Below are 26,570 nucleotides of genomic sequence, written 5' to 3'. Positions count from 1 at the left end.
TTACATTCTTTTAAAGCTTTTTGGTTGTATCATTTTTCCTATTGCGATATAATAAACATGTAACAAGAAACCAATGAGGAATGTGTATGGATTTGATTAACCAGTTTATTGAAAATTATAAGAAAAAGTTGAACTTTTACGAGACGGCCGGACACATCGCAGCCAGGCAGCTGGAATCCGCGCTTCAGGCAGCCGGTATCCGCGCCATGGTGACATCCAGGGCCAAGAATCCTGTGAGATTAAAAAGCAAGGTATTGAGGAGGAACAGCCGGCGGCCGGTTCCCTATAAAAACATGAGGGAAATTTACGAGGATATCGCCGATTTATCCGGAGTCCGGGTATCCCTCTACTTCCCCGGAGACCGCGACAAGGCCAACAGCCTGATCGCCGATCTGTTTACCATTATAGAGACTAAGCAGTTCCCGGAGCAGTCCAAGCCGCCCACCTACAACAAGCGTTTTTCCGGCTATTGGGCCAACCATTACAGGGCTCATATGAAGGAAGAATCCTTAGACAAGTCACAGCAGAAATACGCCGCCGCACGGATTGAGATTCAGGTGGCTTCTGTTTTGATGCATGCATGGTCCGAGGTCGAACACGATCTCGTCTACAAGCCTCTTTCGGGAACCCTGTCGGAAGAAGAGCTGGCTATCATCGATGAGCTGAACGGACTCGTCCTCGCCGGAGAGATCGCTCTGGAACGACTGCAGAGTGCCGGCAATGAAAGGGTTCAGAGCAAAAACGCCACATTCGGCAGCCAGTATGAGCTGGCTTCCTACCTCTACAATTATTTAAGCAATAATTTCCGCCGTGAGGACATCGAGCTCCGCATGGGAAATATCGAGTTATTATTCAAGCTCTTAAGCAGGCTTAAGATGAACGGCGTCAAAGAGATCGAACCGGTCTTAAAATCAGTCAAGTTCGAAAAGGACCGCCGCAACATCTCCCAGCAGATCATCGATCAGATCATTACGGGTAATGAAAAACGGTACCAGATTTACCGGGAGCTCCGCATCGCCGGCGATGCCGACGAGGTGGCCGGCAACTCCATCACCTACTTCTTTAACCAGTGGGTGCCTCTGGAGCATTTCCTGAACCGTATATCATACAAAAGCTCGCCGAAGACGCGCGGCGCCTTTAATATCAATACCTTAAAGCGGCTGGATATTCTCGACAAGGAATGCCTCAACAAGATCGTCGCCCTCCGGAAGACGCGGAATGTCCTGATCCATAATATCGAAACTCCCGAGGTGGATGATTTACTGGAACAGGGAAATGAGGCGAGGGACTTACTCGAAAAGCTGACGGAGCAGTTCTCCTCTCCCGCTCCTGCGGCGGAATCTGCGAAACAGGCAAACTAAATATCGGTATGAATGAGACAGCACATAAAAAGCAAGCAGCACCGGATAGATTTCTGCATCTGGTGCTGCTTGCTTTTGTGTGAAAACCCTACGAATAACATTTATTTTACAAAGACATAATTTGCAAGGTAAAACAGCAAAAACGTATGTGCCGGATAGAAAACATAGAAAAAGTATTTTAATCCTGGGCCTTTCTGGTTATTGTAGCTGAGCATGAACGGCAGGGCGAGCACCATCATCCACTGTGTGGCGGTGCCTGCGGCCAGCATCTCCTCGCTGAACTGGGCGATACAGAAAAGCAGATACACGACTGTTAATAAATCCTTCTTCTCTTTCAGGAAATACATCAGCACGCCCAGGACAATGAATTCAAGCCCATACTCATTCAGCGCCAGATTGGGAATGACACCGGTGAGCGTATCTCCGCTGAGACTGTGAAGGAAGGGGAAGAAGCCGGGCATCATATAAAATAAGACCTGAACGAGAAAAATGATGCCGATCATGATACCGCCCTTTTTTCTATCCTTCATAAACAGTTCGATGGTGCTGATTAAACCGCCCACCAGAAACATGGACAGGAAAATATTATGGTATCCATAGTCAATGGCTGCATCAAACCTGATTTTAATGAAGTAAGTAAAAAAGGTCATAAAAATACTCATCAGGTATAAACGAAGCAGGTATTTCTTCCGGTCTCTTGTGTAGTGATATCCCCAGACCATGCTGAATAAAAACAGAGGATAGGAAGCTCTCCCCACCCAACGGAACCACATCGGCGCACCTTCAAAATAGAGTCCTATGTGATCGAGAAACATAAGGATAAGGGCTGTGATCTTTAACGCGAATGTACTCATTGTCAACCTCCATGCTGGGAATTATTGTTTAGCCGTCCTGATCCTGCAGAGTAACCAAAAGAATCGATGGGTAGTAATTCTTGAGTTCTTCGACAGGCACGGATTTTCCTTTATACTTCTCAAGCCAGTCCTCATATCCTGGATTTTCCCATACCTCTCCATCCGAAAATACTATCCTCCGATCGCAGTAAAGCGCATAGGCCACCCGGTTTGGTCCGCCGTCTCCGATCTTCGGCCATCCTGCCATCTTCTCTCCGTCATAAAGCGTCCAGCCGGAATCAGCGGCCGCCCCGGGTATTATCTCATCATGATCATCGTACAGACAGTCATATGCCGGTTTATCGCTGGAATCCATGATATACCATTGAAGCTTCAGCGGCTGCCCCTCTTTATCGTAGGCCAGCATGCAGTACTGTCTGGATGAGATGGTTTTATCGGTATGATTGGTGTAGGTATCATATAAATACGGCCATCCGCTGTCTTCGTATTCACGCAGCTCCACGTTTCTGGAAACCGAGTTTCCTGAAACCACTGCCTGTTTCTGATTTCCGGTGCTCTCACACGGATTTGCCGCACACGATGTCTCTGCCGCACTCGATACCACCGTCACGCCCAAGGCACCCGGCGCACACGATATTCCGCCAACGCACAGCACAGCAAAAATCACAACTGCCGTCATTACTCTTTTTCTGTTCACAGAACACCTCCCTGTCTGATTCTCATATTCTTATCTGCGACAGGTAAATATTACCACAAAATACTTGGGAAACACGGAATGAATCCTTAAGAAAGATGGATGGAAATCTGCATTTTATCGGATATGGCTGCTGTTTGTCTGAAAATATGACTATGTGAAAGACACTTGTGAAAGGGTAGAGACAAAAAATCAGGGGCGTTCTGCGCCCCTGAAAATTTTGTTTCTATCAGTATCTCCTAATTCTGTAATTCCATTATCCCCAAACCAGTATCCGGTTCATTCCTTCTTTCAGGCCTTCAATCGGGCCTGCCGCAGGCTGTCCGCTCCTGGACTGATCCAGATAGTCGGTATCAAATACGATGGGTGTGCCGTCCGGATTTTCGTACGCGGCCTCCGTGATGCGCGGCATTCCCAGTTTTTCGGAATTGTAGATTTCTGTCGGAATCTCCAGCATCTCCTTTTCCACATTCAGCTCTAAATACGTTTTTCCGTCAGTCTCTACAATCCGAACGGCAGGATCCATATCGCTTACGTGCGTATTTTCTTCCCGTCCATAGGGCTTAGCCCCCTTTAAGTAGGCGTTTCCACGGATGTATACCGGCTGTTTTACATGCTTGAACTGCTCTAAATCACCGTTTCCACGGGAGATGACATCGTTTATATACTCTTCCAGGGAATTCGTATGGCCGTCATAGCCCTCGGTTCCGTGAAGGGACTGCTCTGTATAGGTCACGGCTCCTCCCAGGAATACGTTCTGATAGATCCTGTCGTCACCGCTGTAAACCACTGTGGTTCCCGCCACCTCTGTCGTGTGAGGGAAGTGGTAAGGAGTGGACCGGTCCAGCACGTCCTCTCTGCGCATGGTGCCGCAGCAGAGATTGTGAAGGTAGGCGCCGCCCTGGGCGATATTGTCGAAATTATAATCGGATGCAAAGATATTATTGTCCACCAGATATGGGCCATGGGTTACCTCCACCATGAGGTCACGGTCGTTGGCATAGTATAAGTTCTTGCTCACTCTCGTTCCCTGGGCCTGCCAGTCCAGCCACGTTCCCAGCGTGCAGTTATGTATGCTGTTGTGATGAATCTGTACATCGATGGCGGCGTGCAGCTTGATTCCTCCGATCTCATATCCGAAATATTCATGCTTTACCGCGATATTATAAATATGGTTATGGGCAATCTCGCTGAAGACACAGCCCATATGGCCCACTATACCATTCTGTCCGCAGTCATAAATCTCATTGTTCCGGATTACATGGGAACCGATCGTCTCCTTGCTCCATCCGATCTGTCTTGCCCGGAATACGGCTTCCATCTGATACTGGTATCCCGGCTTTCTGTGGGTCCTGGTACAGAGATTATGGCCTGTGGAGGCTTCCTTTCCAATACTGATACCGCTGCATTTGGCATCGTGAATCTTATTGTTCTCAATGATCCAGCCCTTGCTCCAGTTCGTTCCCAGAAGTCCTGGCTGATCTGCGGTCGGCGGGGTCCACGGGCATGCCGCCTGTGCCATCTCGAAGCCGCATACCGTGATATAGTTTAATCCTGTTTTCTCAGGATAGAAACAACATTTGCGCACGTTGATTTCTGTCAGTTCCTCGTTGGGATTCACGCCCTGGAAGTTAGCATAGATCACCGTAGTCTCCTGATCTGTCTCGGCATACCACTGATACATGGTATCTTCCGGATGCAGAATCGGCTCCGGATGCCTGGTCCACGGCGGATTCACTCCCTCGGTACGGATAACCGGATTCTTCACTTCCTCCAGGCTCTTCGCTTCATAAAAGGATTTTCCATTTAGGTAGACGTCCCCGGCGTGCAGGGAATTGTCATTCGGATAGATAAACCAGTCTCCTCCCAGAACCTCCTTATACGGATTATATGTGCCGAAGAAGGAATTGGGAAGTACTGCTTTCCAGAGACTGCCCTCCACCGGCTCCCAGCACGTGATCTGCTCAGAACCCTTGATCACAACGCGTTCTCCTTGCGCTGCCTCGTATGTAATTCTTGAAACACTGCTGGTACCGCCCTGCGCTGGTTTTACCCACTCCCGGTACTCTCCCTCATGGACAATGACACGATCTCCCGGCATGGCGAGTAACGCGGCCTTCGATATGGTTCGGAACGGATGGTCCTTTGTGCCGTCTTCAAAATCACAGCCGGTTACCGCCACATGATATTCTCTCATTTTATTACCTCCTGGATCAATGATGTACTTAAGATGACTTAAATATAGCAGATAATGACAGTTTTGACTTTACAATTATTGCGCCATCTATATCAATAGTTGCTTCTTTAAAATAGCATTTTTAACGAAAGAAGACGAGATACAGCGGTTTTATATTGCATTCTTGCCATAATCGCGGTATGATAGCAGGAAAAACAGCGCACTTTTTTTGTTTCAATTTGCTGTCATGGCCTTTTGTCCGCTGTTTTCGCTTTCAGACATATTTTTATTTCCGCAGGCAATGAGCCAGACAGCCATGCCGGTACGTCCATCCGGCGACTGCGGCAAAGGTTAAGGCCGGACTGGTGTTTTCCATATATCTTAAAGCTTTCGGATGAGTATGTAGCCGAAATTCTGGAGCTGATCTACCATGAAATGGCAGGAAAAAATACAGACCGGATGAAATCATTCTGCCGCCTTAACATGAATTCGTTTCTGCTGAGCCATGACCGGATGATCAGCTACTGGAATGAGTTTTACCGTCACAACTGTTTTCACTACCGGGATTACATCGGCAGAAAGCTGTTTTCAGAGTGCTTTGGATACACGCGAAGCATGGAAAGGGAACGAAAGGGGATTACCAATGATTGAACATCTTGACGGCATCTTCGAGACGGTCACATTTCGTGAAAATCTCCGGATGCGAATCAGTGACATGAGTATTTGTGAAAATTTTCCGGATCACTGGCACACTCCGATGGAAATCATACATGCGAAGGAAAACTGGTATAGGATCGTGGTGGATGACCAGACCTACCAGCTAAAGGAGGGGGATATTGCCATCATCCGTCCTGGCACCATACATGCGCTTTACGCGCCGGAAACAGGCAGCCGGACCATCTATCTGGCAGATTTATCATTTTTAGGAGGGGTCTCCAACTTAGAGACCATGCTCGCTCTGCTGGCGCCGGTAACCACTATCACGCCTAAGGGAGAGCCTGATCTGTACAGAAAGACCGGCGAACTCCTCTCCTTCATGGAAGAGGAATACGCCGGCTCCCGGTCCTTTTACGATATGCTTCTTTATGGCGCGCTCATCGAGCTGCTGGGGCTTCTTGGACGATACGCCATCTCCCCGTCCGCCTCCATGGGCACGCTGGGTCCCCAGTCCGCCAAATACGCGGAACGCTTTCTTTACGTCTGCAACTATATCAATGAGCACTGTACGGAGGACTTATCCCTGGAAACCATCGCCGGAATCGCGGGCTTCAGCAAATACCACTTCACCCGGCTTTTTAAGGATTTCACACATACCTCCTTCTACCGCTACTTAAACAAAAAACGAATCTCCCACGCGGAGCAGCTCCTGATCAATCCGGAATACTCCGTAACGGAGGTGGCACTCCAGTCGGGCTTCTCCAGCCTTTCGGCCTTCATCCGCATGTTTAAACAGCTGAAAGGGTGTACCCCCACGGAGTTTAAACGCATGTACTCGCTGGACTGCATGAACCGTGTGGATGGCGAACCGGCAGCGGAACTGCCGTCAGGAAAATAACGCTTTCGCCTGCCCCATCCGTTCCACCACATGGACGCCAAAGGGACACCGCGTCTCACAGCTTCCGCATCCGATGCAGTCGGCCGCTCCCGCAGACAGTCCGTCATAATGTGCCCGCAGGGAGGCCGGGACCTCATTCTGCATGACCGCCAGATCGTAAAGCTTATTTACCATGGCGATATCGATGGACGCCGGACATGGCGCACAGTGGCCGCAGTACGTACACTGGCCGGCGTATGCGTGGTGAGGCGCCCCTGCAAGCACGGTCGCGTAATCTTTTTCTTCTTCTGACGCGCTCTCGTATGCCACCGCGGCCGCCACGTGTTCCGGGGTATCGTATCCCACCATGACACTGGCCACAGCGGGTCTGGTCAGCGCATAGTGGAGACACTGAACCGGTGTCAGCGCCACGCCGAAGGGAGACGCCTCCGCCGAGAACAGCCGGCCGCCGGCATACCCCTTCATGACGGTAATGCCAACCTCTTCCTGCTCGCAGATCCGGTACAGCTCTGCCCTCTCCGGCGCAATACCGCCCAATTCCTCTTCGTACCGCTCCTTAAAATAATCCTCTATGTTCTCGCTGGCGGGAAGCATATCAAACGCCGGATTGATGCTGAAGAGAATCATCTCGATCTCACCGCACAGCGCTCCCATCTTCGCCACTGCCGGATTATGGGTGCTCATGCCGATATGCCGGATAATCCCTTGCTCCTTCAGCCCCCTGACATATTCCATGAATTCTCCATTCATGATCGACTGAAACTCTGCGGCCTCATCCACGAAATGAATCATTCCCAGATCGATATAATCTGTGCGCATGCGGTCCAGCAGGTCTTGAAACGCCGATTTTACCTTTTCTAAATCACGGGTTCTGACATACTGTCCATCCTGCCACGTGGAACCGATATGGCCCTGAATAATCCAGCGGTCCCGTCTGCCCGAGAGCGCCGCTCCGATATTGGATCGAACATTCGGTTCGGCCATCCAGCAGTCCAGAATATTGATCCCTGCCTCCTCGCAGCAGTCGATGACCGCCTTTACCTCGTCTGCATTATGGCGTTCCAGCCACTCGCCGCCCAGACCGATCTCGCTGACCATAAGTCCCGTTTTTCCCAGTTTTCTGTAGTTCATATGTATTTCCCCTCTTCTTCCTTTATTCCCGTACCACGGGTTTGTAATCCATTCTGGATTCTTCCTCGGTTGCTTCTATCTTAAAAATCACAGGGCGCAGTCCGTCGTTGCAGCTGCATATGGCGACCCCGGGCTTTCTGATCCAGTCACCGTAATAGAATAACTCTTCTCCGGTGCCGTGGGAAAGCGCGAACACATACTGGTAAATCGCCTTCCACGCTTCATCACAGAAGCCCTCCGGTTTCGCATAATCAGCAAAGAAAATCTGTCCCGCCTTCAGCATGGGACATGCCTGTAATCCCGGTGCTCCGTACTCTTTCGCCAGCTCCTCATCCAGTGTTGTCTTTAAAACGGTGATCTTGCATTTTCTCATATTTCATTCCTCCAATACAAATTTACAACAGATGCTGTGGTGGTTCACAATTTGGACTTGACATTTATAACTGTAATACATATAATTACAGTTATAACAACTCTGATTCTATATTTCATTTTAATCGAATTGCGGTTGGCTTTCAACCACTTTCGACGGTAAGGAGGACACATATGATCGAAGAAGGAACTGTGGTCTATTACCTGGACGAGGATGCGGTTCACTCTGGACGGGTGATCGACGTGACACCGGAAAACGGGGGATTCACATTCAGCATTGACAGTTATGGAGCATGCGAGGGACTTTACGTGATCGCTTCCGGACAAATCGGGAAGACGGTATTTTACTCGGAAAAAGAGGCTGAAGACAGGCTGGGAATATAATTTCCCAGCCTGTTTTATCGTCAGAGGCCCAGGATTGGAGAGCGTTCAATGTTGACACCTGTTAATATATATGATAATATTATGTTAACAGGTGTCAACATAATATTATCATGTGTTAATATCGTTTGTAGAATTCGTTTATTTAAGAGTAAAACACTTCAGAAAGGCTGAATTATGAAAGAAAAACCATACCATCACGGAAATCTGCAGACAGAGCTGATTGAAGAAGGGCTGGCGCTGATTCACGAGGAAGGAAAGGGGAATTTCTCGCTACGGAAGCTGGCTAAAAGACTTGGGGTCTCTCCCACTGCCTGCTATAACCACTATGCTGATGTCGATGAACTGATGCGCGAGATGAAAAACTATGTCACAAGGAAATTCTGTGATGCGCTGATCGCGGGCACGGATAAGGATGATCCCGCGGGCGCCGCCATCAACATGGGAATCGCTTATGTAGAATTCTTTGCGGACAATCCCCACTATTTTACCTTCATCTATGACAGCGGAGATTACAGGATTGATTTGACAGAGGATACCTTTGACGGAGACTTTGAACCATTTCACCTTTTCAAGGAAATAGGACTGCTGTGCATGGAATATAATCACGTGGAAAAAGAAAAGCACAGGGACAATTTAATCGTTATGTGGGCCACCGCACACGGACTGGCCGCCATGGCAAATATGAAGGGATTTCACTATAACGGAGACTGGGGCGCTCTCACCAAAAAGCTTCTGTACGAAAAAATAATTTTATCATAATGAAAAAGGAGACAAAACATGACAATCCAGGAAGCGATAAAAAACCGGCACTCGGTCAGAAGCTATCAGGCAAGGGAAATAGACGCTGCCACGGTCCTGACACTGAAGGAAGAAATTGAGAAATGCAACCGCGAAGGCGATCTTTCCATACAGCTGATCACAAATGACAGCAGCGTCTTCAAGGGACTGATGGCTCATTACGGTGGCTTCCGCGGTGTCTCAAACTACATTGCACTCATAGGTCCCTCCGGCCATGATCTGGAAGAAAAGCTGGGATACTACGGAGAACGGATCGCTCTGCGGGCGCAGCAGCTGGGACTGAATACCTGCTGGGTGGCGGTCACCTATAAGAAAAAGCTATGCAAGGCAGTCGTCAAGCAGAATCATCAGCTTGTATGCGTGCTGGCGCTTGGATACGGAGATACCCAGGGCTTCCCTCACAAATCAAAACCAATGCCGCAGCTTTGCAAGGCGGACGGAGAGATGCCGGAATGGTTCCGGAAAGGCATGGAAGCCGCCCTCCTCGCACCAACCGCCATGAATAAGCAGAACTTTCTGATTATACTGGACGGGGAGACTGTAAAATATGAGGCAAAGGAAGGCAAGTACCGCAATCTGGATCTCGGGATTGTGAAATACCATTTTCAGGCGGGCGCAGGGCTTTGAAATAACGTTATTGAAGGAAAAAAGCGGAAGATTTTACGCTGTAGAGTGTAAAATCTTCCGCTTTTTATGAAATACTTTTATTCATCCCTTTATGTATCCGAAATATCCTCAGTAATATTTAGTTGATAAAAAGCTGGGTCCAGTAATCAACGCCGGCCGCGTTCTTATAATGGCCGATTCCGATTGAGCTGTAATTTGCATTCATAATATTAGCTCTGTGTCCTGCGCTGTTCATCCAATCCTGCATAACCTGCTTCGCTGATTTCTGGCCGTAGGCAATATTCTCACCGGCTGCTCTATAGCTCACACCAGCTGCGGTCAGTGCCGTGGTAAAGTTGCTTCCATCCGGTCTTGTGTGAGAAAAGGAGGTCTCGATCTCTCCTGCTCTCTGCTGTGCCGCACGGGTCGCGCCTGCATGAAGGGTCAGCGCCGGAAGGCCTGCTTTGGCACGTTCTTCATTAACAAGCTTCAGTACTGCGCCCACGGCCTCATCCTGATTTTCATCGGACGGCTGATCTGGTGTCGGAAGGCTGTTGTCCGGAAGCTCCGGTGTTGGCTGATCCGGTGTTGGCAGGCTGTTGTCCGGAAGCTCCGGTGACGGCAGTTCTGGTGTCGGCAGACTGTTGTCCGGGAAATCCGGCATGGGGTAATCCGGTGACGGCAGTTCCGGCATCGGCAGGCTGTTGTCCGGCAGCATATCGCCCGGGTAATTCGGGAATACAGGCTGGCAGTCCGGGGAGAAGTTTACTCCGGGAATCTGGTTTAAGATATTATTGAAATCCATCCGGTTATTCCCGGTCACCATGATAACTCTTCCGCCGCCTGCGGAAAAATTATATGTATTAACGGCTGCATTTGCCGTCGACGGGATGGTGCCGGCCGTTGCCAGTGCCGCTGCTGCGGTCAGTGCGTATGCGGTTAGTCTCTTCATGTTTAATACCTCCTGATATTGTTACATAATTGTTACATTTCTGTTACAAAAAATATAATAACACAGGATGGCTGGAAATTGTCAGGAAAAGACTGGAAATCATTTTTACAGATACAGGGTGTTCGCTTTGCGGCCGCTGCAGGCCTTAATCATCTTTTGTTCCGCGGCAAACAGCACTACCTTATCATTGTGGCGCGCCTGCTCCGGACATATGGCGATACAGTGCATACAGGAGATGCAGCGTTCCTTGTCCAGAGATGACGGATTATCCTTCGGGATCGCCTGGACCGGACATTCTGCGGCGCACTTTCCGCATTTGATGCAGTCCTTGTCCGCCTTCGGTTTCATCGGAACGCCGTGATATTCTCTGTACGGATGGCCGCCAGGCACTGATACCTCGCCGTCTCCGTTTTCCTCCAGATGGCGTTTGATCCGTTCCGAAAACTCTTTCAGTTCCCGGCAGTCTTCCTCATCCGGCCTACCGGCGCCGAACTTACGAATGATCGAATGCTCTGCCACAGCCGCTGCGGCTGCCAAACAGCGAAAACCAGCCTCCGACAGCACGTCTTTTAATTCCATCAGCGTATCTTCGAATTCCCTGTTTCCATAAACGGCCACCAGAACCGCTCTCGCTCTGTTGCCCGCCATTTTTTTCAAACGTTCCACCGCCGTTACCGGCACTCTGCCGCCGAACGACGGGACTGCCACGATGCAGATGTCATCCGCTGAGAAGGCGTATTGTTCCGGCTGCAGTGCCGGATTCATCAGATCAACCATCTCTGCTTCACACGCCCACGCGGCTCCAATGATCTCTGCGACCTTCTTCGTCCCTCCGGTAGGGCTGAAATAGATTTCATACATTGCCATATTATTGCCTCCTGATTTTTATTTCTGGGGCCCGCCATACTTCTCAAACCGTCCCTTTCCACTCTTCTTCACCCGGTACATCGCCTGGTCCGCCAGATGAAGCATCTCTGTACAGTCAGCGCAGACCTCGGGATATATCAGATACCCGCCTGATACGCTCACCTCAGCCTCCTCGCCGGAGGGCAGCGTAATTCTGGCCTCTCTTATACTCTGTTCCAGCCGCTCCATGCACGCGTACAACTCCTCTTTCTCCTCCGCGCCGTAGATCAGCAGAACAAACTCATCTCCGCTGAGCCGCGCCGCCAGTTTTTCGGGAGCCTTGAGACCGGCAAACAGATCCGCAGCGGTCTTCAGAAGCTTATCGCCGTATTCGTGGCCCCAGGAATCGTTGACATGCTTCAGATTATCTAAATCCATCATCAGAAGCATTGCCGTCTTCAGCCGGTTTGGATCTGTAAACAGCTGGTCTGCCGTGCGGAAAAATGCCCGCCGCGTCAGGAGACCGGTAAGCAGGTCGATATCGCGTTCCTGCTCGATCTGCTGTTTTTCCACGATTGCCTCCGTTACGTCGATGACGATCCCCAGCGTCTTCCCTTCCCCTTCGTACGTCTTGATCCTCACGTAACGGCGTTCCTCTCCGTTCAGACAGCAGATTTCCTTCTCTTCCTTCAGCGGCTCGGAACGGATCTCCCTAATCTTTTCCACGAAAAGCGCCCTGTCCGCAAGGACGGCAGAAAACTCCTCCTCCGGTATCATCAGAATCTCTCCCAGCTTTTTCGTCGCCAGCACGCGCTTCATATCCTGATTGTACTCGTAAACTGCAATCGGAATATCGACGTTCTGGAAAACCAGGGACAGCTTTCCTGTCGCCTCCAGAAGGCTGCCGACCATGCGGTTGATATTGGCGCTCAGTTCCTTGAATTCCGGCGTGTGATCAATCTCCAGCCTGTAGTCGAGATTACCGGCGGCAATCTTCTGCGTTCCGTCTATCGTCCCGTAAATATCGTTTAAAATAAAGGTATCCAGCATCTTAAGGATCAGGAACACGGTGACAAAAGAGAGCACGCAGAGGCTGAAAATTATCAGCATCATATTGCCCGGAACGTTTTCGTAGAGCTTCTCGTATGTAGCGCTGACGCCTACCAAAATACCGTCCGTCATCTCCATCATGCAGTAATTCTTCTGCCCGTCAAGAACTATCTCCCTGCTATAGAGGGTGCCTTCTCCGATGTCTTCAGGCAGAGAGAGTCCGAGGGATGCCAGCGGAGTACCCACCAGAATACCTCCCGTAGCTCCGATAATCGTCCCCGTGTCCTGATCAGCCGCGAATATAGTGACGCCTCTCTCGGTCGTCATCATGGAAAATACGTAAGAGAGTTCATTCTTTTCCATGGCGGCCATCAGGCGGGCCGGCTCCATGCCGATCTGGACGATTCCTCCGTGATCCTCCCTCCATACCGCAACGTACTGCATCATCTTGCCTTCCGCGGTATTGGGCGTCACGTCCTGGCAGAGCTGAAGGCTGTCGTCGTCAAGCATCGGAAGAAAGAACTGCATCTGTTCCCCCGAATGAAACGTATAATCGTAATATTTCGGCTCGGAACCAGCATAAAGGCGGCCCTCCATGTCAAACAGATGAAGTTCATCAACCTGGAGCAGTGAGGCGATCTTTCGCATTTCCTCTAAGTCTCCCACCACGTCCGGCTGGTTCTGTACGATATACGCCGCCGCTTTTGCCCGGATGAAATAGTCCTCCTTCAGATTCTCCCGCAGCTCCGCGATCTCAGTGTCATTTTTCTTAAGGACCTCCGAAACCTGGTTGAACCGGATCTCTGAATTCGTTCTCATCGCTTCTTTTGCCGACTTCGTCAGCAGATAGTATCCGAGAAGAGCCATCATCACCATGGCGGTGATGATCACGACGCACAATCTGAACGTGATGGCTTTTTTCATGCTTCATCCTCCTGTCTGATTACCGGCAGTATATTACTTTTCGAACCATTGATCCGGCTGCGGATGGATATAATGGATGTCAAACTCCGCCCATCTGTAATCCTGTATCCCATTCCGTTTAAAAGGTTCCGCGGCCAGATATGACTCTATCTCCTCCGGCTTCTCCGCCTTCATGAGAAATATGCCGCCGCTCATGTCCGTCTTAAGCCCCGATAAGAATATCATGCCGCTGTCCATGGCCTTCTGCGTATAGGCCATGTGTTCCTTCATAATCGCGTCATCCATCTTCCCGGCGTCCAGTATGATTCCTTCCACCATATAATATTTCATATTTTCCCTCCGATTTCACAGTATGTCTGCCGCTCACTTTACCCAGCGGCTCATAATTTCAAGAAGCCGGTTGATCTCCAGCGGCTTCGCCACATGTTCATTCATTCCCGCAATCCGCGCCTGGTATGCATCATCGGCAAATGCATTTGCCGTAAGCGCGATAATTGGGATCTCCGCCGCGTCGGGTCTCTCCCCGGTCCGGCCCAGTCTGCGGATCGCCCTGGCGGCGCCGTATCCGCCCAGAACCGGCATCTGGATATCCATCAGAATCAGGCCGTACGTGCCGGGAGGCGACGCACAGAATAAATCTACGGCCTCCTGTCCGTTGCAGGCGCTTTCCACTGTGATCCCGGATAATGCCAACAGCTCTTCCACGATTTCCCGGTTAAGCTCGTTGTCCTCCGCAAGCAGCACGCGAAGCCCCGGCTTAAACTGCTTCTTTACCGGAAAGGCATCTATGGGCGGCTCCGGGCGGAATGTCTCGCCGTCTCCCGCCAGCTTTAAGTAAATAGTGACGACGAACTTCGTTCCGACGTCCATCCGGCTCTCCACCTGTATGGTACCGTTCATCATGGAGACGAGGTTCCGCGTGATGGCCAGTCCCAGCCCGGTTCCCTGGATACGGGAGACTCTCGGGTCCTCCGCCCGCTCAAAGGGCATAAACAGCCTGTCTATAAATTCCGGCGCCATTCCGATTCCGTTATCTTCCACGGTAAATTCAAAACAGCCCACACCGCTCTCGCTGGACAGTTTTTCGTCCAGGCTCAGGCCGATCCGGCCGCCCACAGGCGTGTATTTGACAGCATTGGACAGCAGATTGATCAATATCTGCTTGATCCGCACCGCATCCCCGCAGACAGTTCCATGATCCAGCTCCCGAATCTGCGCTTCGTACTTCTGCTTTCGGTTTTCGGCCTCCGGACGTATGATCTGGGCCACCTCGCCGACCAGTTTATCTAAGTGAATCACCTCTTCGCTGAGGCTCATCTTGCCGGATTCGATTTTCGACATATCCAGAACCTCGTTGATCAGTTCCAGAAGATGGGCTCCCGAAAGGCTGATCTTGGAGAGGCAGTCCTTTATCTTCTCCGTGTTCTGCAGGCTGTTCTCCGCGATCACGGTCATACCCAGAATGGCGTTCATGGGTGTCCGGATATCGTGGCTCATCCGGGACAGGAATTCCGACTTCGCCTGATTGGCCTGGTTCACGGACTCATAGGCTTCTTCCAGCGCCTGCTTGGCCCTCTTTTCCTCTTCGTAATATTCCAGCTCTCTCTGCTTCTCTTTATTGATATCACGGATCGCCAGGATTACCGTCCTGGGCTTTCCGTCCTTTACAGCAACCTGATGAATCTCCAGCCTCAGCCACTCCGCTGACCGGTAATGGCGGAATTCCGTCTCGATATGGACGTTCTGCTCCGACAGTACCCGTTCAATCTGCTCCCTGCTGCACAGCTCCGCCACCCGGTGTTTATCCTCCGGCCTGACAGAATCCAGGATATAGCCCCGCAGGCCGCCGGTATAGCCGCCGTTCCTGGGCGGAGGCGCTCCCCGGCCCGCTTCCGGAAGACGGACCGCGTAGTAGCTGTCTGTCTCTAAATCCACGTAATAAATGCTGACATACACACCGCCGATCGCCTGGAATGCTGACTGGCTCATATGCAGGCGCTCACTGTTCTCCGACAGCTTTGCTTTCATCTTATGGATGTTGTGGAGCGCGCCGACCACCCGGTACGGTCGGCCGTTCTCCTCCATCAGTCTGCTGTCTGCCCGGAACCAGGTATACTGTCCCCTCACTCCATCCGGAGTGGAACAGCGCACCTCGAACACCTCGGAACGGCCGCGGCAGATATTATCCAGAACGGTCGGGACATCGTCCGGATGTACGATCTGCTGGTCAAGAAGAATCTTTGAGTAGTTTTTCAGCTCGTTGCGCAGAATTCCCTGTCCTGCCCTGGGTTCATAGCTGATAAAGGTATCCGAATCCATCAGATACTCAAACATGATCGCAGAACTCGCTTCCATGGACACCCGGTACATCTCCTGTTCCCGGTCCAGCCGCTCTTTTAAAGCCTTTCTCTGGGTAATGTCCACCACCGTACGCTGGAGAATGGCCTCCCCGGCAGCTGTGAAGCCAACGATCATGCTGCTTCCTTCCATCCAGCGGACAGAACCGTCCTTCCAGCCTACGCGGTATTCGCTGTCTCTCCGGTCTCCAACCTGCTTAAGGCTGTCATACGCGGCACGCAGAAGAGGGCGGTCCTCCTCCAGAACCGCGCCCAGCGTACCGTCCCGCCAGTCCTTAAGCCCTTCCTCCATCGTCCCGTATCCCATCAGCGATAAAACCGCTTTATTTAAAGAGACAAGGCGGTAACCGCCGTCATGCTTCCGTACAAAACGGATGATTCCGCAGGGAACCGTGTCGTAAATACTGGAGAGCAGCTGTGCCTGCTCCCTGATCCGCTCGGCATCCTCCTCCGAACGCGTAATGTCCAGATAAAGGCTGTTGACCATCCATCTGCCTGACGTATCCTGGCACTTCTTTCCGCTGTCAATCACCCACTTCAGGCTTCCATCCCTGCAGCGCACCCGATACCGGGTGGAATAGGTAAGACCGCCATCTCGAAACGCCTCCGCGCAGTCTGAGAGCGCCTTCGGCAGATCCGGCGGATAGACGTTCCCCACCGCATTGCCCCCGGTAGCCTCCATAAACCCTTCCACCGTATACCCAAAGAGGGCCGCCGCCTCCCTGCTGACAAAGGCAAAGGAGTAGGTGTCGTCGTCGTTGCTGATCTTTAATCCGCCCGCGATGGAGGACATAATAACCTCCATCTGCCGGTTCTGCTGTCTCAGTTCTTCCTCCAGCGCCGAGACGCGCTCCTGCACGTAGTCATAGGACTGCCGGCCTATTTTCTCCGGAAAATGCTCTCCGGCCATCATCTCCTGATATGGATTGGAGCAGTGGATATGATTGCACTTAAGCCCTTCCCCCGTCTCCTGGAACACAAAGGTTACCCGCTGATGCACCTTTAAATACATCTCGGCGCTGGGATCTGTAGCGATCCACATCCGGCCTGACACTATGTAAAAACCTTCCGACGGACAGATGACCTCATACTCCTCATCCTCGATGTTGCACTTCGGGATGGCTCCCCTGTATTTCATAAACTGCTTCACACAGGCGTCTCTGCCCGTGACATACTCCTCTTCCCCTGCTCCAAGCCATGAAAACTCCGTTGAAAAAAGAGCCGTAACCGCCTCTACATCATGCTCACAGTAATGCTTATGCATGATATAACCAGCCAGACGCTCCGCCTCTTTCATACGCGCTTCCCGTTCTTTCCCTGTCTCTGCTCCCACGCCGCATTTACCCGCTTTCCCTGTCTGCATACCCGCTCAGTTTTTCTGTTCACTATTTCATATTATACTGAATCCACGCTTAAAACTCAATGCATTCTTAGTCATTGCGCAAAATAATACGGCCGTGCTCCCTCTCAGTCAGGAACACGGCCGTGGTCATGTAATCGGGTATCCGGTGCGATACCGCTTACTCTTCTATTTTTACTCTGCCAAAGCTCATTAAAAATCCCAGCTTCTCAATGGCCTTGGACGCCTTCCACCAGTTCTCGCTGACGGCAAACTCCTTCGGGTACTTTTCTCCCAGCGCGAACCAGGTCCATGTGATATCCCACACGCCTCCCGGCTTTCGCGTATCGATGAGGTACTCCAGTTCCTTTTCCACGATATCTTCATTTCCCTTGTAAAACGGGCTGTCCGGGCCCCAGATAAACTCCGACGGACGCGGGGTATAGCCCGCCCATTTTTCCGTGTCGCGCTCGATGGAACGGTTTACGACCTCCGCCATTTTCCCCATCAGTCCTTCACAGGGGAAAGAGGCGTTTAAGCCGCTCATCATCACTTCTCCCAGCAGCATGCAGACTCCGCCGGCTCCCATCTCGCCGAAATCTTCCGCTGCAGCCGCTTTCCCAAGGATCCCTGCCGTATGCTCCAGGGCAGTCTGATAAACCGCAGACTCCGGTTCTCCGTAATGAAGGATAAATGCACACAGCCCCGCGGTGATCCCCATGCTCTGAAGCTGATTCTCTGCCTCGTCATAGCTCCACCAGGGAGCGTGGGGCCATCCGTCATTGGACGGAACAGAGAACATCCAGCCGTTTTCATCGCGTCCAGCACCGCTTTCCAGATAGCGGAAAATGCCCTGCATCATGGGATGGCCGGCTCCCATAGCATCTGCGGCTCCCGTTCGTCTTAAGATTCCCGTTACCACCAGCGTGGCGTAAGGAGATGATTCCGGGTTCCAGCCATCCGGCTCCACTGCATGTCCAAAACCTCCATCCTCATTCTGATAATATGACAGCGCATCGATCACAGCCTCCCGGCTCCCATTCTCGAAGAAATAATTCCAGACGGACAGCTCCAGTTGTCTTGCATTGCGGTGAATCCAGGTGCGGATCTCCTGATAGTCGTTTTTGTTCACTACTTTCATATTCTTACTCTCCTTCCGTGTTGTAACCGATACTATACCAGGGAAAGGCGAAAATGTATTGTAAAAAACGACACACTACCGGTTCTGCCACGCGATTCGCCTCGCCTCCTCGGGCGCCGTCCCGTGAAAGCGCCGGAATTCCTTCAAAAGATGAGCCTGATCGGTGTAACCATACCGGTAAACCGCGTCCTGGATATTGAATTCTTTACTGGAAACCATCTCTCTCCACACGTTCTGATAGCGCACCATACCGGCAATCCGTTTGATCGGCAGTCCCACCTCTTTTAAAAACAGTCTCTCCATCTGTCTCTGGCTGACACAGCTGTATTCGCAGATCTCTTTCACAGAGATCCGTCCCGAAGAGGCAAGAATCCGGTGTACGGAATTGTACAGATCCGGCTTCCACTCCATCGATACCAGCTTTCTCAGCAAAAATTCCTCCACAAGAGCAATCCGGTCCTCTATCCTGTTTAAATAGAAAAAAGGTTCGAAAAGCATTCTCCAGTCCCGGCCCAGTTCCTCCAGTCCGATCGTTGCATTCGATGTATCCCTGTAGTTTAAATTCAAAAACAGTCCGGCGCTCCAAAAATAGAACCGTACGGCAAAACAGCTGACCTCATCACCGCTGATGCGGGGAACCGAAAGAAACGGCTGATCCTGAATCCCGCACAGAAATCCAGATATCTCCTGTCTCGTATGGTTGATACGGATAATAATATCGGCACACGTATCCGGGATCACCAGGACAGGTGCATTCGCTTTACTCCCGCTCCTGTCCGGCGTGACCTCGTCTTCCATGGTCCAATAACATAAAATATAAGGGCGCAGCAACTCACACGGCCTGTATTCCCTGTAGCATTCGTCCGATAAGAACGGACGCGATGTCATGGGATGATACAGCCTGTGGAAAACCGGCGCCCCTGCCTCAATTGCCCTGCTCATTGTGATTCATCGCCAGGTGATCCGTCCCGCCCAGCATCGCCTCAAATTCTTCCTTCGGCATGGGTTTTGCAAATATGTAACCCTGGATCACATCGCAGTCTGCGTTCTGTAAAAATTCCACGGTGTCTTCCTCCTCCACGCCCTCTGCGATTGTAGTAATATTCAGCTGCTTTGCCATGTTGATGAAATTGGAAACCACGATCCGTTCCCGGCGCACGTCCCGGCTTTTCCGGAAAAACAGGATATCCAGCTTCAGCGCGTCGACCGGCAGATCCTTTAATAAGTTCAGGGAACTGTAGCCGGAACCGAAGTCATCCAGGGAGCAAAGAAAACCTTCTTTTCTTAGTTTTATAACCAGATCGGAGAACAGCTCGGTATCCACCGCAAGAATGTTCTCCGTAAATTCCAGTTCCAGCATATGGTGCGGAATTCCGTATTTCTTCTTTACAGCCACATAGTATTCCACGAAGCCCGGCTGGAAGATTCCGACCTTTGACACGTTGACCGCGATATTCACCGGCCTTCCGCCCCCGTCCAGATACGATTTCAGCCAGATACAGGCCTGTTCAAACATATAGCGGTCCAGCTTAATGATGAGATCACTCTTCTCAAACAGCGGAATAAACCGTCCCGGCGGGATCAGTCCCATACGGGGATTCTGCCAGCGCACCAGCACCTCGGCGCCGCAGATCCGGTTTCCGTTCTGTATGTCCACCTTGGGCTGCATGTAAAGCCGGAATTCACCATTTCTTATGGCGGGCTCCGCCTCCGCTTCCAGGGTGGAATCCTCCAGTGTCTTCTTCCGTATGTTGTCATCGTAATAGACAAACGCGCTGCCGTTTTTCTCCTTGGCTGTTTTATGGGCCATATTGGCATAGTTTACCAGGACATCCACCGTCTGTCCCCGGTCGCTCTCTTTCAGGCGGTAGACCCCCAGCGGAATCTCCAGAAACGGAAAATCCTCCATACCAGACTGTTTTAGATAATCCAGAATCTCCTTATGGCCCCGGGCCAGACTTTCGTCTTCCCTGCATCGCACGATTCCGGTAAAATTATCCGCGGCGATCCGGCAGCTCATACAGTCCGGACTCTCCACCATCTTTAAATACTCCGCCACCATGGAGAGCAGCCGGTCGCCCTCCTCATACCCCAGCACGTCATTGATAAACTTAAAATTCTTAAAATCCGCGTACCAGATCAGGCAGGCGGAAAGCTCCTGCTCCGCCAGGAATTGCTCCGCGTCCTTCTTAAAACCGTCAAAATTACGCATACCGGTCAGGGAATCGCTGTAAGCCAGCTTCATCAAGGTCTTCTGATTCTCAGCCGCCATACGCCTCTGTGAGCTGATCAGCCAAATAAACAGCACACAGGCCGCCAGAATAATCGCCATGATGCCTCTTGCAGTCTCAATATAGCTGGAACGAAGCACCGCCACCGGAACCGTACTGACCTGGTACCACTGTCCTTCAATCAGAGGAAGGACAGTCACCATGTATTTTCTTCCTTTTTCGTCCTTTACAGTGAAGCTCCCGCTGTCTTCCTCCCGGATTCTTTCCGTGATCGCCTCCTGATTTGACGACAAAGCCGTCTCAGCCATGGAAGGTTTGCTGATTATTACAAAATCACCGGATTCATTCAGGATATCAGAATAGCCGGAATTTTTCAAAAGAGGCATATCGATAATCGCCCTTAATACATTCGTTGCATGGACTGCGCAGAGGACGCCTTCCGTCTCTCCGTCGCTGTTTAACACTCTTGTCGCGAAATAATTGACGTATCCTCCTGCCGCATTGGAATCCTCGAAGGTTGTGGATATACTCTTTTCCCCAGCCATCGCCCTTTGAAAAAAAGCTTCTCCCGCTATGGATATCACCTCAATATTTCCAGCCAGATCAACCATTTCCCCTTGTCCTGAGGCATCCGCATATCCCATGCGGATAAAGGCATTCTTATCGTTTACATCCGTCAAAATCTCCATAAGCTCATCCGTCCGGATATTCGCCAGGCTCTGCAGACTCACGGACAGTCCCTCCAGTGTCTGCCAGTCACCTTCTATCTGTTTTAAAAGGGCGGTTCTGGTCTGGTTCGCCGCGTTATACAAATCCGTAATGTTCTCTTCCTCACCCTTAACAATCATCTGAACAAGAAATAAAAGGCTGCTGGCAATAAAAAAAACACACACAATTACTGGCAGCAGCATCCCCTGCATTTCCTTCTTACCGCGTTCTGACCATCTCATCTCCTGTTACCTCTTCTGTAGTGTTACTCAAATCATAATATATTTGCGAAAATTTATCAAGCAGTATGTCTCCTTTATCCTTGTACTGTCAAAAGGAGACAGCGGCTGGCGATAGGCCGGTCCGGGGATCTGTAATAGGTGCAGCCACAGAGAAAGCTTGCAAATAGTGTCGAAACTTGACAAGTATGCAAAAAATTGTTATAGTATTTTTTGTAATATTTTTGTAACATTTATGAGAATAAATAATTTTACAGAAAATCAGAGGTTTTTATGAAGCATTCATGGAAAAATACCCGGAGAAACCGCACCGTAACGATCACTCGCACGCGCTGCGCACGAGTCACCGTGGCAATCACTGCGGCAGCCATTGCAGCAGCCTTTACTCTTACTGCGTTTTCATCACCGGGACACTTGACCCAGTCTCTGCCGGAAACGGCAAAGGAAGGTATTATCACCGACGGCGGTTCCGTAAACGTCAAAGCGGTTGCTGCGGTTCCCCAGGTCGGTATTGAGCGAAAAGAAGTTCCGGTAACCCACGCTCCTGCTGCCTCCGAATATGATAACAAGGCTGTCGCCAATGTCACCGACGTCCTCAATCTGCGTGCTGAGCCTTCACTCGACAGCAAGGTTCTCGGCAAATGCTACCGGGGAGCCGGAGGCACCGTTTTAGAAAAGAAAGACGGCTGGACAAAGATCCGCTCCGGCGGTCTGGAAGGCTGGCTGAAAAACGATTATCTCGTATTCGGCCAGGATATCAAGCCGCTGGCCAAAGAGCTTGGACTGTTCACAGCCAGGGTAACGACTCAGACGCTGCATGTGAGGGAGACGCCTTCCACCGACGCGGCGATCATCGGGCTTGCCGCGGCAGACGATTACTATCCGGTTCTCGAAGAGTCCGACGGCTGGATCAAGGTTCAGCTGTCCTCCGATACATCCGGCTATGTCTCCAGCCAGTACACGAAGGTGAGTCTCACTCCCGGCAAGGCAGTCAGCATAGAAGCAGAGCAGGCCGCTCTAAAGGCCTCGGAAAATAAAGAGCAGAAAAAGAAAGAGGAAGAAAAGCCGAAGTATGTGATCAATGCTTCCTCCGACGAAATCTATCTGATGGCGGCCTGTGTGATGATGGAATCAGGCAGCTACTCCTACGACGGCCAGCTGGCCGTGGCCAGCGTCATCGTCAACCGGGTGAAATCCGGACGCTGGGGAAGTTCCATAACAGATGTCATCTACGCCGACGGCCAGTTTCCCGGCGCCACGTCGGGCCTTCTGGATAAATACCTGGCAAAGGGACCTTCCTCCGAAGCGTTAAAAGCGACGAAGGCAGCGCTCTCCGGCTCAAACAACATCGGCGATTACCTATTCTTTAATTCTGCAAAACGGGCCGATTATAACAATTACTCCTCCTACACGGTTGTGGGCGGAAACTGTTTTTATAAAAAGTAAACTTTAATAGAGCGCAAAAGTGCCGGACTGCCGGGAAACAACGTGTTTCCCAGGCAGTCCGGCACTTTTCAGTGGTAACGCCGCCATGATTTGCATCGCATGCTTTCTATGCCTGATGCCGGCATTCCGTTTACCGCCTGTCTTCTGCTTCACTGCATGCCGCTCTCATCCTCACAGTAAATCTCTTCATCCAGAAGTTTCTGCAGACGGTGGTCACGCAGCTCCTCATGCAGCTTACTCCCATACCGGAGCCACATGGCGTCTTCCTGAAATATGTATTCACAGCTCTGCAGTTGTTCCATGTCTTCGGACAGGACCGTATAGATCTTCTTTCCCGCGGCGCACAGCTCTTCCGCGGACATCTCCGCTTCTGTCTCAGGCTTAAGCGCCGTTAAGTCCACCGCTCTGATATGGCCATCCGACAGGGCTATCACCAAAGCATCCTTCCGTTCTATCACATCCAGTAATTTTTCCATCTCCAGAATCTCCTCCTTGAAATCTGCTCCCTGACAATCATAGTACTATTATACAGAACACACGTTCTTTTATCAACTACTATTTTTTGCCATATTCTCCCTGGACGGAAAAAGCCTGGATTTTCAGGTTATAACACAATGGATTCTAATCTCTTGTCAGTTTCCTCATCCAGTTTCCATACCTCACTTCCAGGAAGGCCGGAACCACCTTAAATATCTGATCCGCGTTCAGGCAGCAGACTACCGCGACCGGAGATGCCTTTACGACAAACGCCATAAAAAGGGAGACCGGTATGACGATCAGCCAGATACTGATCAAATCCATCTTGACCACGAACATGGGATTTCCCCCACCGCGGATGATTCCGTTGTTGGTGGGCATCTGGTAGGACATTCCCACGCATACGACGCTTAAGATAATCAGGAACGTATTGGCCATATCCCGGGTCTCCGCCGACAAATCGTAGAGGCCCAGCACTGGTATCCGAATAAAGAACAGAATCGCACCGGATACAATCCCGATCAGGACAAAGACTCGCTGAAGGCTCCGCGCGTAGCTTCTGGCCAGTTCCCGGTCCCCTGTTCCCACCGCCTTGCCGATGATGACGGACGTAGCCGCGGCCGATCCCACCGCCATGGACTTCACCATCAGGAACAGGGTCGACGCCACGCTGTTGGCCGCGATGGCATTGGCCGTCATATGCCCCAGAATTACGGTCTGCAGCGCTGTGTTGACGCCCCAGAGCCCCTGCACGGTGAGCATGGGAATCGTAATTTTTAAGTAATCGCCGGTCAGGACACGATCCCATGCGAGATAATCCCGCCATCTCAGGTTGAGCCTCGTCTCTTTTTTCGCTATGTAGAGAATTAAAACAACGCATTCCAGAATCCGCGCGGCCAGTGTGCCGATGGCGGCTCCCTCCACGCCCATCTCCGGTGCTCCGAAATGACCGTTTATAAGCACGTAATTAATTCCGCAGTTGACGAACAGGGTGAGCACCGACAGCTTAAATGCGATCTTCACCGTCTCCACACTGCGGAGCGTAGCCAGCAGAATCTGGGTCACTGCAAAAAACAGATAGGTAAATCGAATGATATTGAGATATCGGGCGCCCTCTTCGATGATTCCGCTGTCGCGCGTGAAGATTCCCATGACGCGGTACGGAATCAGGCTCATGACTGCCAGCAGAACAGCCGAGAGAATCAGCGCGAAACGCATGGCCGACGACGCGAGCTTCTTCATGGGCTCTGTCTGATGCTTTCCCCAGTACTGGCTTCCCACAATCACCACACCGTCTCCCAGTGCGTGCAGGAGCTGCTGGTACACAAACTGAATCTGGTTGACAGCGGCCACCCCGGCCAAAGCCGTCTCGCTGTACGCTCCCAACATTAAATTGTCTGCCAGATTAACGCTCAGTGTCACCACATTCTGCAGCACCAGAACGACCGCCAGCGACAGAAAGCGGCGGTATAGTTCCCAGTCTTTTTTCACAGTCTCTTCCCCCGAATATCAAGAAATGCCGTTTTTCGGCAATAAAGTCCTATCCATTATACATCATCGGGAAAATATTTCCAAGAATAAAGAATCACAATAAAATATCCCTGCCGGGATCTTCATCACAAGATTATCCAATATATGGCAAATCTGTCTCTGCACACTGCCGCGCTGCCGTGATATACTAGGTTCAACTTCTCCTGAGTACCGCTTTTCCCCCAAAATGCGCGGTACTCTTTTATATTTGTCAGAGTGTCTCATTTTTGTGCGGCGGCCCATGCCTTTTTCACCAGTATAGCCGTACTGCTCTCCCTTTTAATCAGCTCTGTCGGAAACTCAATACTGATTGGCGACGTATGCCCTTTATTGATCCGGTCCAAAAGTATCTTCACCGCCATACGGCCCATCTCCCGCATCGGCACATTGATCGTCGTCAGCATCGGCGAGACAATCTGCCCCATCTCAATATTATCAAATCCCACTACGGATATATCTTCCGGCACTCGGATCTTAAGCTCCCGGCATGCCCGGATAATTCCGATCGCTATCATATCGCAGCTGCAAAAGTATGCCGTCGGCAGCAGTTCCCTTTCCGCCTGGAGAAAAGCACACGCCGCTTTATAGTCGATCCCGAAAGCCGACTTATAGATATGGATTATGGACTCATCAATCTTCATGTTATGTTCGGTGAAGAAATCAAAGTACGCGTCATACGCGGAAATGTCCTTTAATCCCGCGTAACCGATCCTGCGGTGGCCTAAATCGTATAAATGGCGGATTGCCTTTCCTGCCGCCTCGTATCCATCGCAGCGAACCCGGTCAAAGGGAACCTCATTCACATCGATTCCAACAACCACCACATTCTTGAATTTTTCCCGCAGCAGCCGGTCTAATTCAGCTCCCGGTTTTCCCAACACGACAACGCCATCTTTTTCCAGCTTGTTGATCCTTTCGCTCTGTATCTCCGAGATGTGCAGCATGGAAAAGGAGTAGCCGAGGGGACAACCCTGAACGAGAGCCTCCTGCTCCACCGCCTGGGCAATCGGTGAAAAGAACTGCTCCGCCACCGAGTTGTCGGTTCTGGCAAACAGGCAGGAGATATTTCTGTTCATAGGCCTTTTGAAGCCGCTCTTTTTCAGTTCCTTTGCCATCAGATTAGGAGTATAGCCCGAAGTCCGAACAATTTCCCAGACCTTCTCTTCTGCCTCCCGGGAGGTGCACTTATAATTTTCTTTATTGATGATTCTGGATACTGTCGAAACAGACAGTCCGGTTTCCCTTGCAATCTCTTTTAATGTCATGACTTCTCCTCTCTGATTAATCTGAGTCCCCCCCGTCGCAAGCAACGGGGGGACCCTCGCGGCAATCGCCAAATGGACGCGCCAGCGTGTCCGTTTGGCTCGTTACTCGCGGGAATAACGGAAAAATCCCCTCA

General features: G+C 51.0%; 23 protein-coding genes. 7 read left to right on the top strand and 16 right to left on the bottom strand.

Annotated features, from left to right (window positions below; all coding sequences use genetic code 11):
- Window positions 1–86: 86 nt before the first annotated feature.
- Window positions 87–1,361, top strand: a complete 1,275-nt coding sequence (locus M1L66_RS15480) for a RelA/SpoT domain-containing protein (RefSeq protein ID WP_270814179.1) — start codon at window positions 87–89, stop codon at window positions 1,359–1,361.
- 101 nt (window positions 1,362–1,462) lie between these two features.
- Here the strand turns inward: M1L66_RS15480 and M1L66_RS15475 are convergent, their stop codons facing one another.
- From M1L66_RS15475 to M1L66_RS15465, 3 genes are all read right to left on the bottom strand, one after another.
- A complete protein-coding gene (locus M1L66_RS15475) occupies window positions 1,463–2,215 on the bottom strand; it encodes a TraX family protein (protein ID WP_434693966.1) in 753 nt (250 codons plus the stop codon).
- 28 nt (window positions 2,216–2,243) lie between these two features.
- Window positions 2,244–2,912 carry a DUF5780 domain-containing protein gene (locus M1L66_RS15470; protein WP_434693964.1) on the bottom strand — a complete coding sequence of 223 codons (669 nt, stop codon included), beginning with the start codon at window positions 2,910–2,912 and terminating at the stop codon, window positions 2,244–2,246.
- 253 nt (window positions 2,913–3,165) lie between these two features.
- On the bottom strand, window positions 3,166–5,106 hold the full coding sequence (locus M1L66_RS15465) for a DUF1565 domain-containing protein (protein ID WP_434693961.1): 1,941 nt from the start codon (window positions 5,104–5,106) through the stop codon (window positions 3,166–3,168).
- A 414-nt stretch (window positions 5,107–5,520) separates the two neighbouring features.
- Between M1L66_RS15465 and M1L66_RS15460 the strand changes: the two genes are divergently transcribed.
- Window positions 5,521–5,736: a hypothetical protein gene (locus M1L66_RS15460; protein ID WP_434693959.1), complete on the top strand. Its 216-nt coding sequence runs from the start codon at window positions 5,521–5,523 to the stop codon at window positions 5,734–5,736.
- Window positions 5,729–6,640: an AraC family transcriptional regulator gene (locus M1L66_RS15455; RefSeq protein ID WP_434693957.1), complete on the top strand. Its 912-nt coding sequence runs from the start codon at window positions 5,729–5,731 to the stop codon at window positions 6,638–6,640. The genes M1L66_RS15460 and M1L66_RS15455 overlap by 8 nt, the downstream gene beginning before the upstream one ends.
- On the opposite strand, the gene M1L66_RS15450 is transcribed toward M1L66_RS15455, so the two are convergent.
- Together M1L66_RS15450 and M1L66_RS15445 are read right to left on the bottom strand one after the other, a co-directional pair.
- The gene (locus M1L66_RS15450) at window positions 6,629–7,771 is read right to left on the bottom strand and encodes an aldo/keto reductase (protein WP_187024517.1); all 1,143 of its coding nucleotides are present in this window, start codon (window positions 7,769–7,771) and stop codon (window positions 6,629–6,631) included. The two genes, M1L66_RS15455 and M1L66_RS15450, sit on opposite strands and share 12 nt — an antisense overlap.
- Window positions 7,772–7,793: 22 nt before the next feature.
- Window positions 7,794–8,144 carry a TIGR04076 family protein gene (locus M1L66_RS15445; protein ID WP_187024518.1) on the bottom strand — a complete coding sequence of 117 codons (351 nt, stop codon included), beginning with the start codon at window positions 8,142–8,144 and terminating at the stop codon, window positions 7,794–7,796.
- A gap of 173 nt (window positions 8,145–8,317) precedes the next feature.
- On the opposite strand from M1L66_RS15445, the gene M1L66_RS15440 reads away from it, so the two are divergent.
- From M1L66_RS15440 to M1L66_RS15430, 3 genes are all read left to right on the top strand, one after another.
- Entirely contained in the window at window positions 8,318–8,527 is a 210-nt protein-coding gene (locus M1L66_RS15440) for a hypothetical protein (protein ID WP_187024519.1), read from the top strand.
- Between the two features lie 174 nt (window positions 8,528–8,701).
- Window positions 8,702–9,286: a TetR/AcrR family transcriptional regulator gene (locus M1L66_RS15435; protein ID WP_117623486.1), complete on the top strand. Its 585-nt coding sequence runs from the start codon at window positions 8,702–8,704 to the stop codon at window positions 9,284–9,286.
- Between the two features lie 18 nt (window positions 9,287–9,304).
- Complete coding sequence (locus tag M1L66_RS15430) at window positions 9,305–9,952, top strand: nitroreductase family protein (RefSeq protein ID WP_434693954.1); 648 nt, start codon at window positions 9,305–9,307, stop codon at window positions 9,950–9,952.
- Between the two features lie 118 nt (window positions 9,953–10,070).
- Here M1L66_RS15430 and M1L66_RS15425 read toward each other — a convergent pair whose 3' ends face one another.
- The 8 genes from M1L66_RS15425 to M1L66_RS15390 form a co-directional block, all read right to left on the bottom strand.
- Window positions 10,071–10,883, bottom strand: a complete 813-nt coding sequence (locus M1L66_RS15425) for a CAP domain-containing protein (protein WP_434693952.1) — start codon at window positions 10,881–10,883, stop codon at window positions 10,071–10,073.
- A 105-nt stretch (window positions 10,884–10,988) separates the two neighbouring features.
- Window positions 10,989–11,750, bottom strand: a complete 762-nt coding sequence (locus M1L66_RS15420) for an EFR1 family ferrodoxin (protein WP_434693949.1) — start codon at window positions 11,748–11,750, stop codon at window positions 10,989–10,991.
- 18 nt (window positions 11,751–11,768) lie between these two features.
- Entirely contained in the window at window positions 11,769–13,703 is a 1,935-nt protein-coding gene (locus M1L66_RS15415) for a sensor domain-containing diguanylate cyclase (RefSeq protein WP_187024523.1), read from the bottom strand.
- A 33-nt stretch (window positions 13,704–13,736) separates the two neighbouring features.
- Complete coding sequence (locus tag M1L66_RS15410; protein WP_187024524.1) at window positions 13,737–14,033, bottom strand: YciI family protein; 297 nt, start codon at window positions 14,031–14,033, stop codon at window positions 13,737–13,739.
- 33 nt (window positions 14,034–14,066) lie between these two features.
- Complete coding sequence (locus M1L66_RS15405) at window positions 14,067–17,423, bottom strand: PAS domain-containing protein (protein ID WP_434693945.1); 3,357 nt, start codon at window positions 17,421–17,423, stop codon at window positions 14,067–14,069.
- A 157-nt stretch (window positions 17,424–17,580) separates the two neighbouring features.
- On the bottom strand, window positions 17,581–18,540 hold the full coding sequence (locus tag M1L66_RS15400; protein ID WP_434693943.1) for a hypothetical protein: 960 nt from the start codon (window positions 18,538–18,540) through the stop codon (window positions 17,581–17,583).
- A gap of 75 nt (window positions 18,541–18,615) precedes the next feature.
- The gene (locus M1L66_RS15395) at window positions 18,616–19,482 is read right to left on the bottom strand and encodes a helix-turn-helix domain-containing protein (protein ID WP_243270512.1); all 867 of its coding nucleotides are present in this window, start codon (window positions 19,480–19,482) and stop codon (window positions 18,616–18,618) included.
- Entirely contained in the window at window positions 19,466–21,721 is a 2,256-nt protein-coding gene (locus tag M1L66_RS15390; RefSeq protein WP_434693941.1) for a bifunctional diguanylate cyclase/phosphodiesterase, read from the bottom strand. Before M1L66_RS15390 ends, M1L66_RS15395 begins: the two co-directional genes overlap by 17 nt.
- A gap of 270 nt (window positions 21,722–21,991) precedes the next feature.
- On the opposite strand from M1L66_RS15390, the gene M1L66_RS15385 reads away from it, so the two are divergent.
- Window positions 21,992–23,164: an SH3 domain-containing protein gene (locus tag M1L66_RS15385; RefSeq protein WP_187024527.1), complete on the top strand. Its 1,173-nt coding sequence runs from the start codon at window positions 21,992–21,994 to the stop codon at window positions 23,162–23,164.
- A gap of 149 nt (window positions 23,165–23,313) precedes the next feature.
- Here the strand turns inward: M1L66_RS15385 and M1L66_RS15380 are convergent, their stop codons facing one another.
- The 3 genes from M1L66_RS15380 to M1L66_RS15370 form a co-directional block, all read right to left on the bottom strand.
- The gene (locus M1L66_RS15380) at window positions 23,314–23,640 is read right to left on the bottom strand and encodes a hypothetical protein (RefSeq protein WP_002604356.1); all 327 of its coding nucleotides are present in this window, start codon (window positions 23,638–23,640) and stop codon (window positions 23,314–23,316) included.
- A 145-nt stretch (window positions 23,641–23,785) separates the two neighbouring features.
- A complete protein-coding gene (locus M1L66_RS15375) occupies window positions 23,786–25,132 on the bottom strand; it encodes an MATE family efflux transporter (RefSeq protein WP_434693938.1) in 1,347 nt (448 codons plus the stop codon).
- A gap of 260 nt (window positions 25,133–25,392) precedes the next feature.
- Window positions 25,393–26,436 (bottom strand): LacI family DNA-binding transcriptional regulator, encoded by a 1,044-nt coding sequence (locus M1L66_RS15370; RefSeq protein ID WP_187024530.1) that lies wholly within the window; start codon window positions 26,434–26,436, stop codon window positions 25,393–25,395.
- Window positions 26,437–26,570 lie beyond the last annotated feature (134 nt).

Origin of the sequence: Hungatella sp. SB206 (assembly GCF_051132295.1) — a bacterium.
Classification (GTDB): Bacteria; Bacillota; Clostridia; order Lachnospirales; family Lachnospiraceae; genus Hungatella; species Hungatella effluvii.
The sequence above is the reverse complement of the archived record's forward strand: the minus strand, read 5'-3'. Positions and strand labels throughout refer to the sequence as shown.

Excerpts from the sequence above, each read along its gene's own strand:
- M1L66_RS15480 (WP_270814179.1), top strand. The coding sequence starts at position 87 with ATGGATTTGATTAACCAGTTTATTGAAAATTATAAGAAAAAGTTGAAC.
- M1L66_RS15475 (WP_434693966.1), bottom strand. The coding sequence starts at position 2,215 with ATGAGTACATTCGCGTTAAAGATCACAGCCCTTATCCTTATGTTTCTC.
- M1L66_RS15465 (WP_434693961.1), bottom strand. The coding sequence starts at position 5,106 with ATGAGAGAATATCATGTGGCGGTAACCGGCTGTGATTTTGAAGACGGC.
- M1L66_RS15460 (WP_434693959.1), top strand. The coding sequence starts at position 5,521 with ATGGCAGGAAAAAATACAGACCGGATGAAATCATTCTGCCGCCTTAAC.
- M1L66_RS15455 (WP_434693957.1), top strand. The coding sequence starts at position 5,729 with ATGATTGAACATCTTGACGGCATCTTCGAGACGGTCACATTTCGTGAA.
- M1L66_RS15450 (WP_187024517.1), bottom strand. The coding sequence starts at position 7,771 with ATGAACTACAGAAAACTGGGAAAAACGGGACTTATGGTCAGCGAGATC.
- M1L66_RS15445 (WP_187024518.1), bottom strand. The coding sequence starts at position 8,144 with ATGAGAAAATGCAAGATCACCGTTTTAAAGACAACACTGGATGAGGAG.
- M1L66_RS15440 (WP_187024519.1), top strand. The coding sequence starts at position 8,318 with ATGATCGAAGAAGGAACTGTGGTCTATTACCTGGACGAGGATGCGGTT.
- M1L66_RS15435 (WP_117623486.1), top strand. The coding sequence starts at position 8,702 with ATGAAAGAAAAACCATACCATCACGGAAATCTGCAGACAGAGCTGATT.
- M1L66_RS15430 (WP_434693954.1), top strand. The coding sequence starts at position 9,305 with ATGACAATCCAGGAAGCGATAAAAAACCGGCACTCGGTCAGAAGCTAT.
- M1L66_RS15425 (WP_434693952.1), bottom strand. The coding sequence starts at position 10,883 with ATGAAGAGACTAACCGCATACGCACTGACCGCAGCAGCGGCACTGGCA.
- M1L66_RS15420 (WP_434693949.1), bottom strand. The coding sequence starts at position 11,750 with ATGGCAATGTATGAAATCTATTTCAGCCCTACCGGAGGGACGAAGAAG.
- M1L66_RS15415 (WP_187024523.1), bottom strand. The coding sequence starts at position 13,703 with ATGAAAAAAGCCATCACGTTCAGATTGTGCGTCGTGATCATCACCGCC.
- M1L66_RS15410 (WP_187024524.1), bottom strand. The coding sequence starts at position 14,033 with ATGAAATATTATATGGTGGAAGGAATCATACTGGACGCCGGGAAGATG.
- M1L66_RS15405 (WP_434693945.1), bottom strand. The coding sequence starts at position 17,423 with ATGCAGACAGGGAAAGCGGGTAAATGCGGCGTGGGAGCAGAGACAGGG.
- M1L66_RS15400 (WP_434693943.1), bottom strand. The coding sequence starts at position 18,540 with ATGAAAGTAGTGAACAAAAACGACTATCAGGAGATCCGCACCTGGATT.
- M1L66_RS15395 (WP_243270512.1), bottom strand. The coding sequence starts at position 19,482 with ATGAGCAGGGCAATTGAGGCAGGGGCGCCGGTTTTCCACAGGCTGTAT.
- M1L66_RS15390 (WP_434693941.1), bottom strand. The coding sequence starts at position 21,721 with ATGAGATGGTCAGAACGCGGTAAGAAGGAAATGCAGGGGATGCTGCTG.
- M1L66_RS15385 (WP_187024527.1), top strand. The coding sequence starts at position 21,992 with ATGAAGCATTCATGGAAAAATACCCGGAGAAACCGCACCGTAACGATC.
- M1L66_RS15380 (WP_002604356.1), bottom strand. The coding sequence starts at position 23,640 with ATGGAAAAATTACTGGATGTGATAGAACGGAAGGATGCTTTGGTGATA.
- M1L66_RS15370 (WP_187024530.1), bottom strand. The coding sequence starts at position 26,436 with ATGACATTAAAAGAGATTGCAAGGGAAACCGGACTGTCTGTTTCGACA.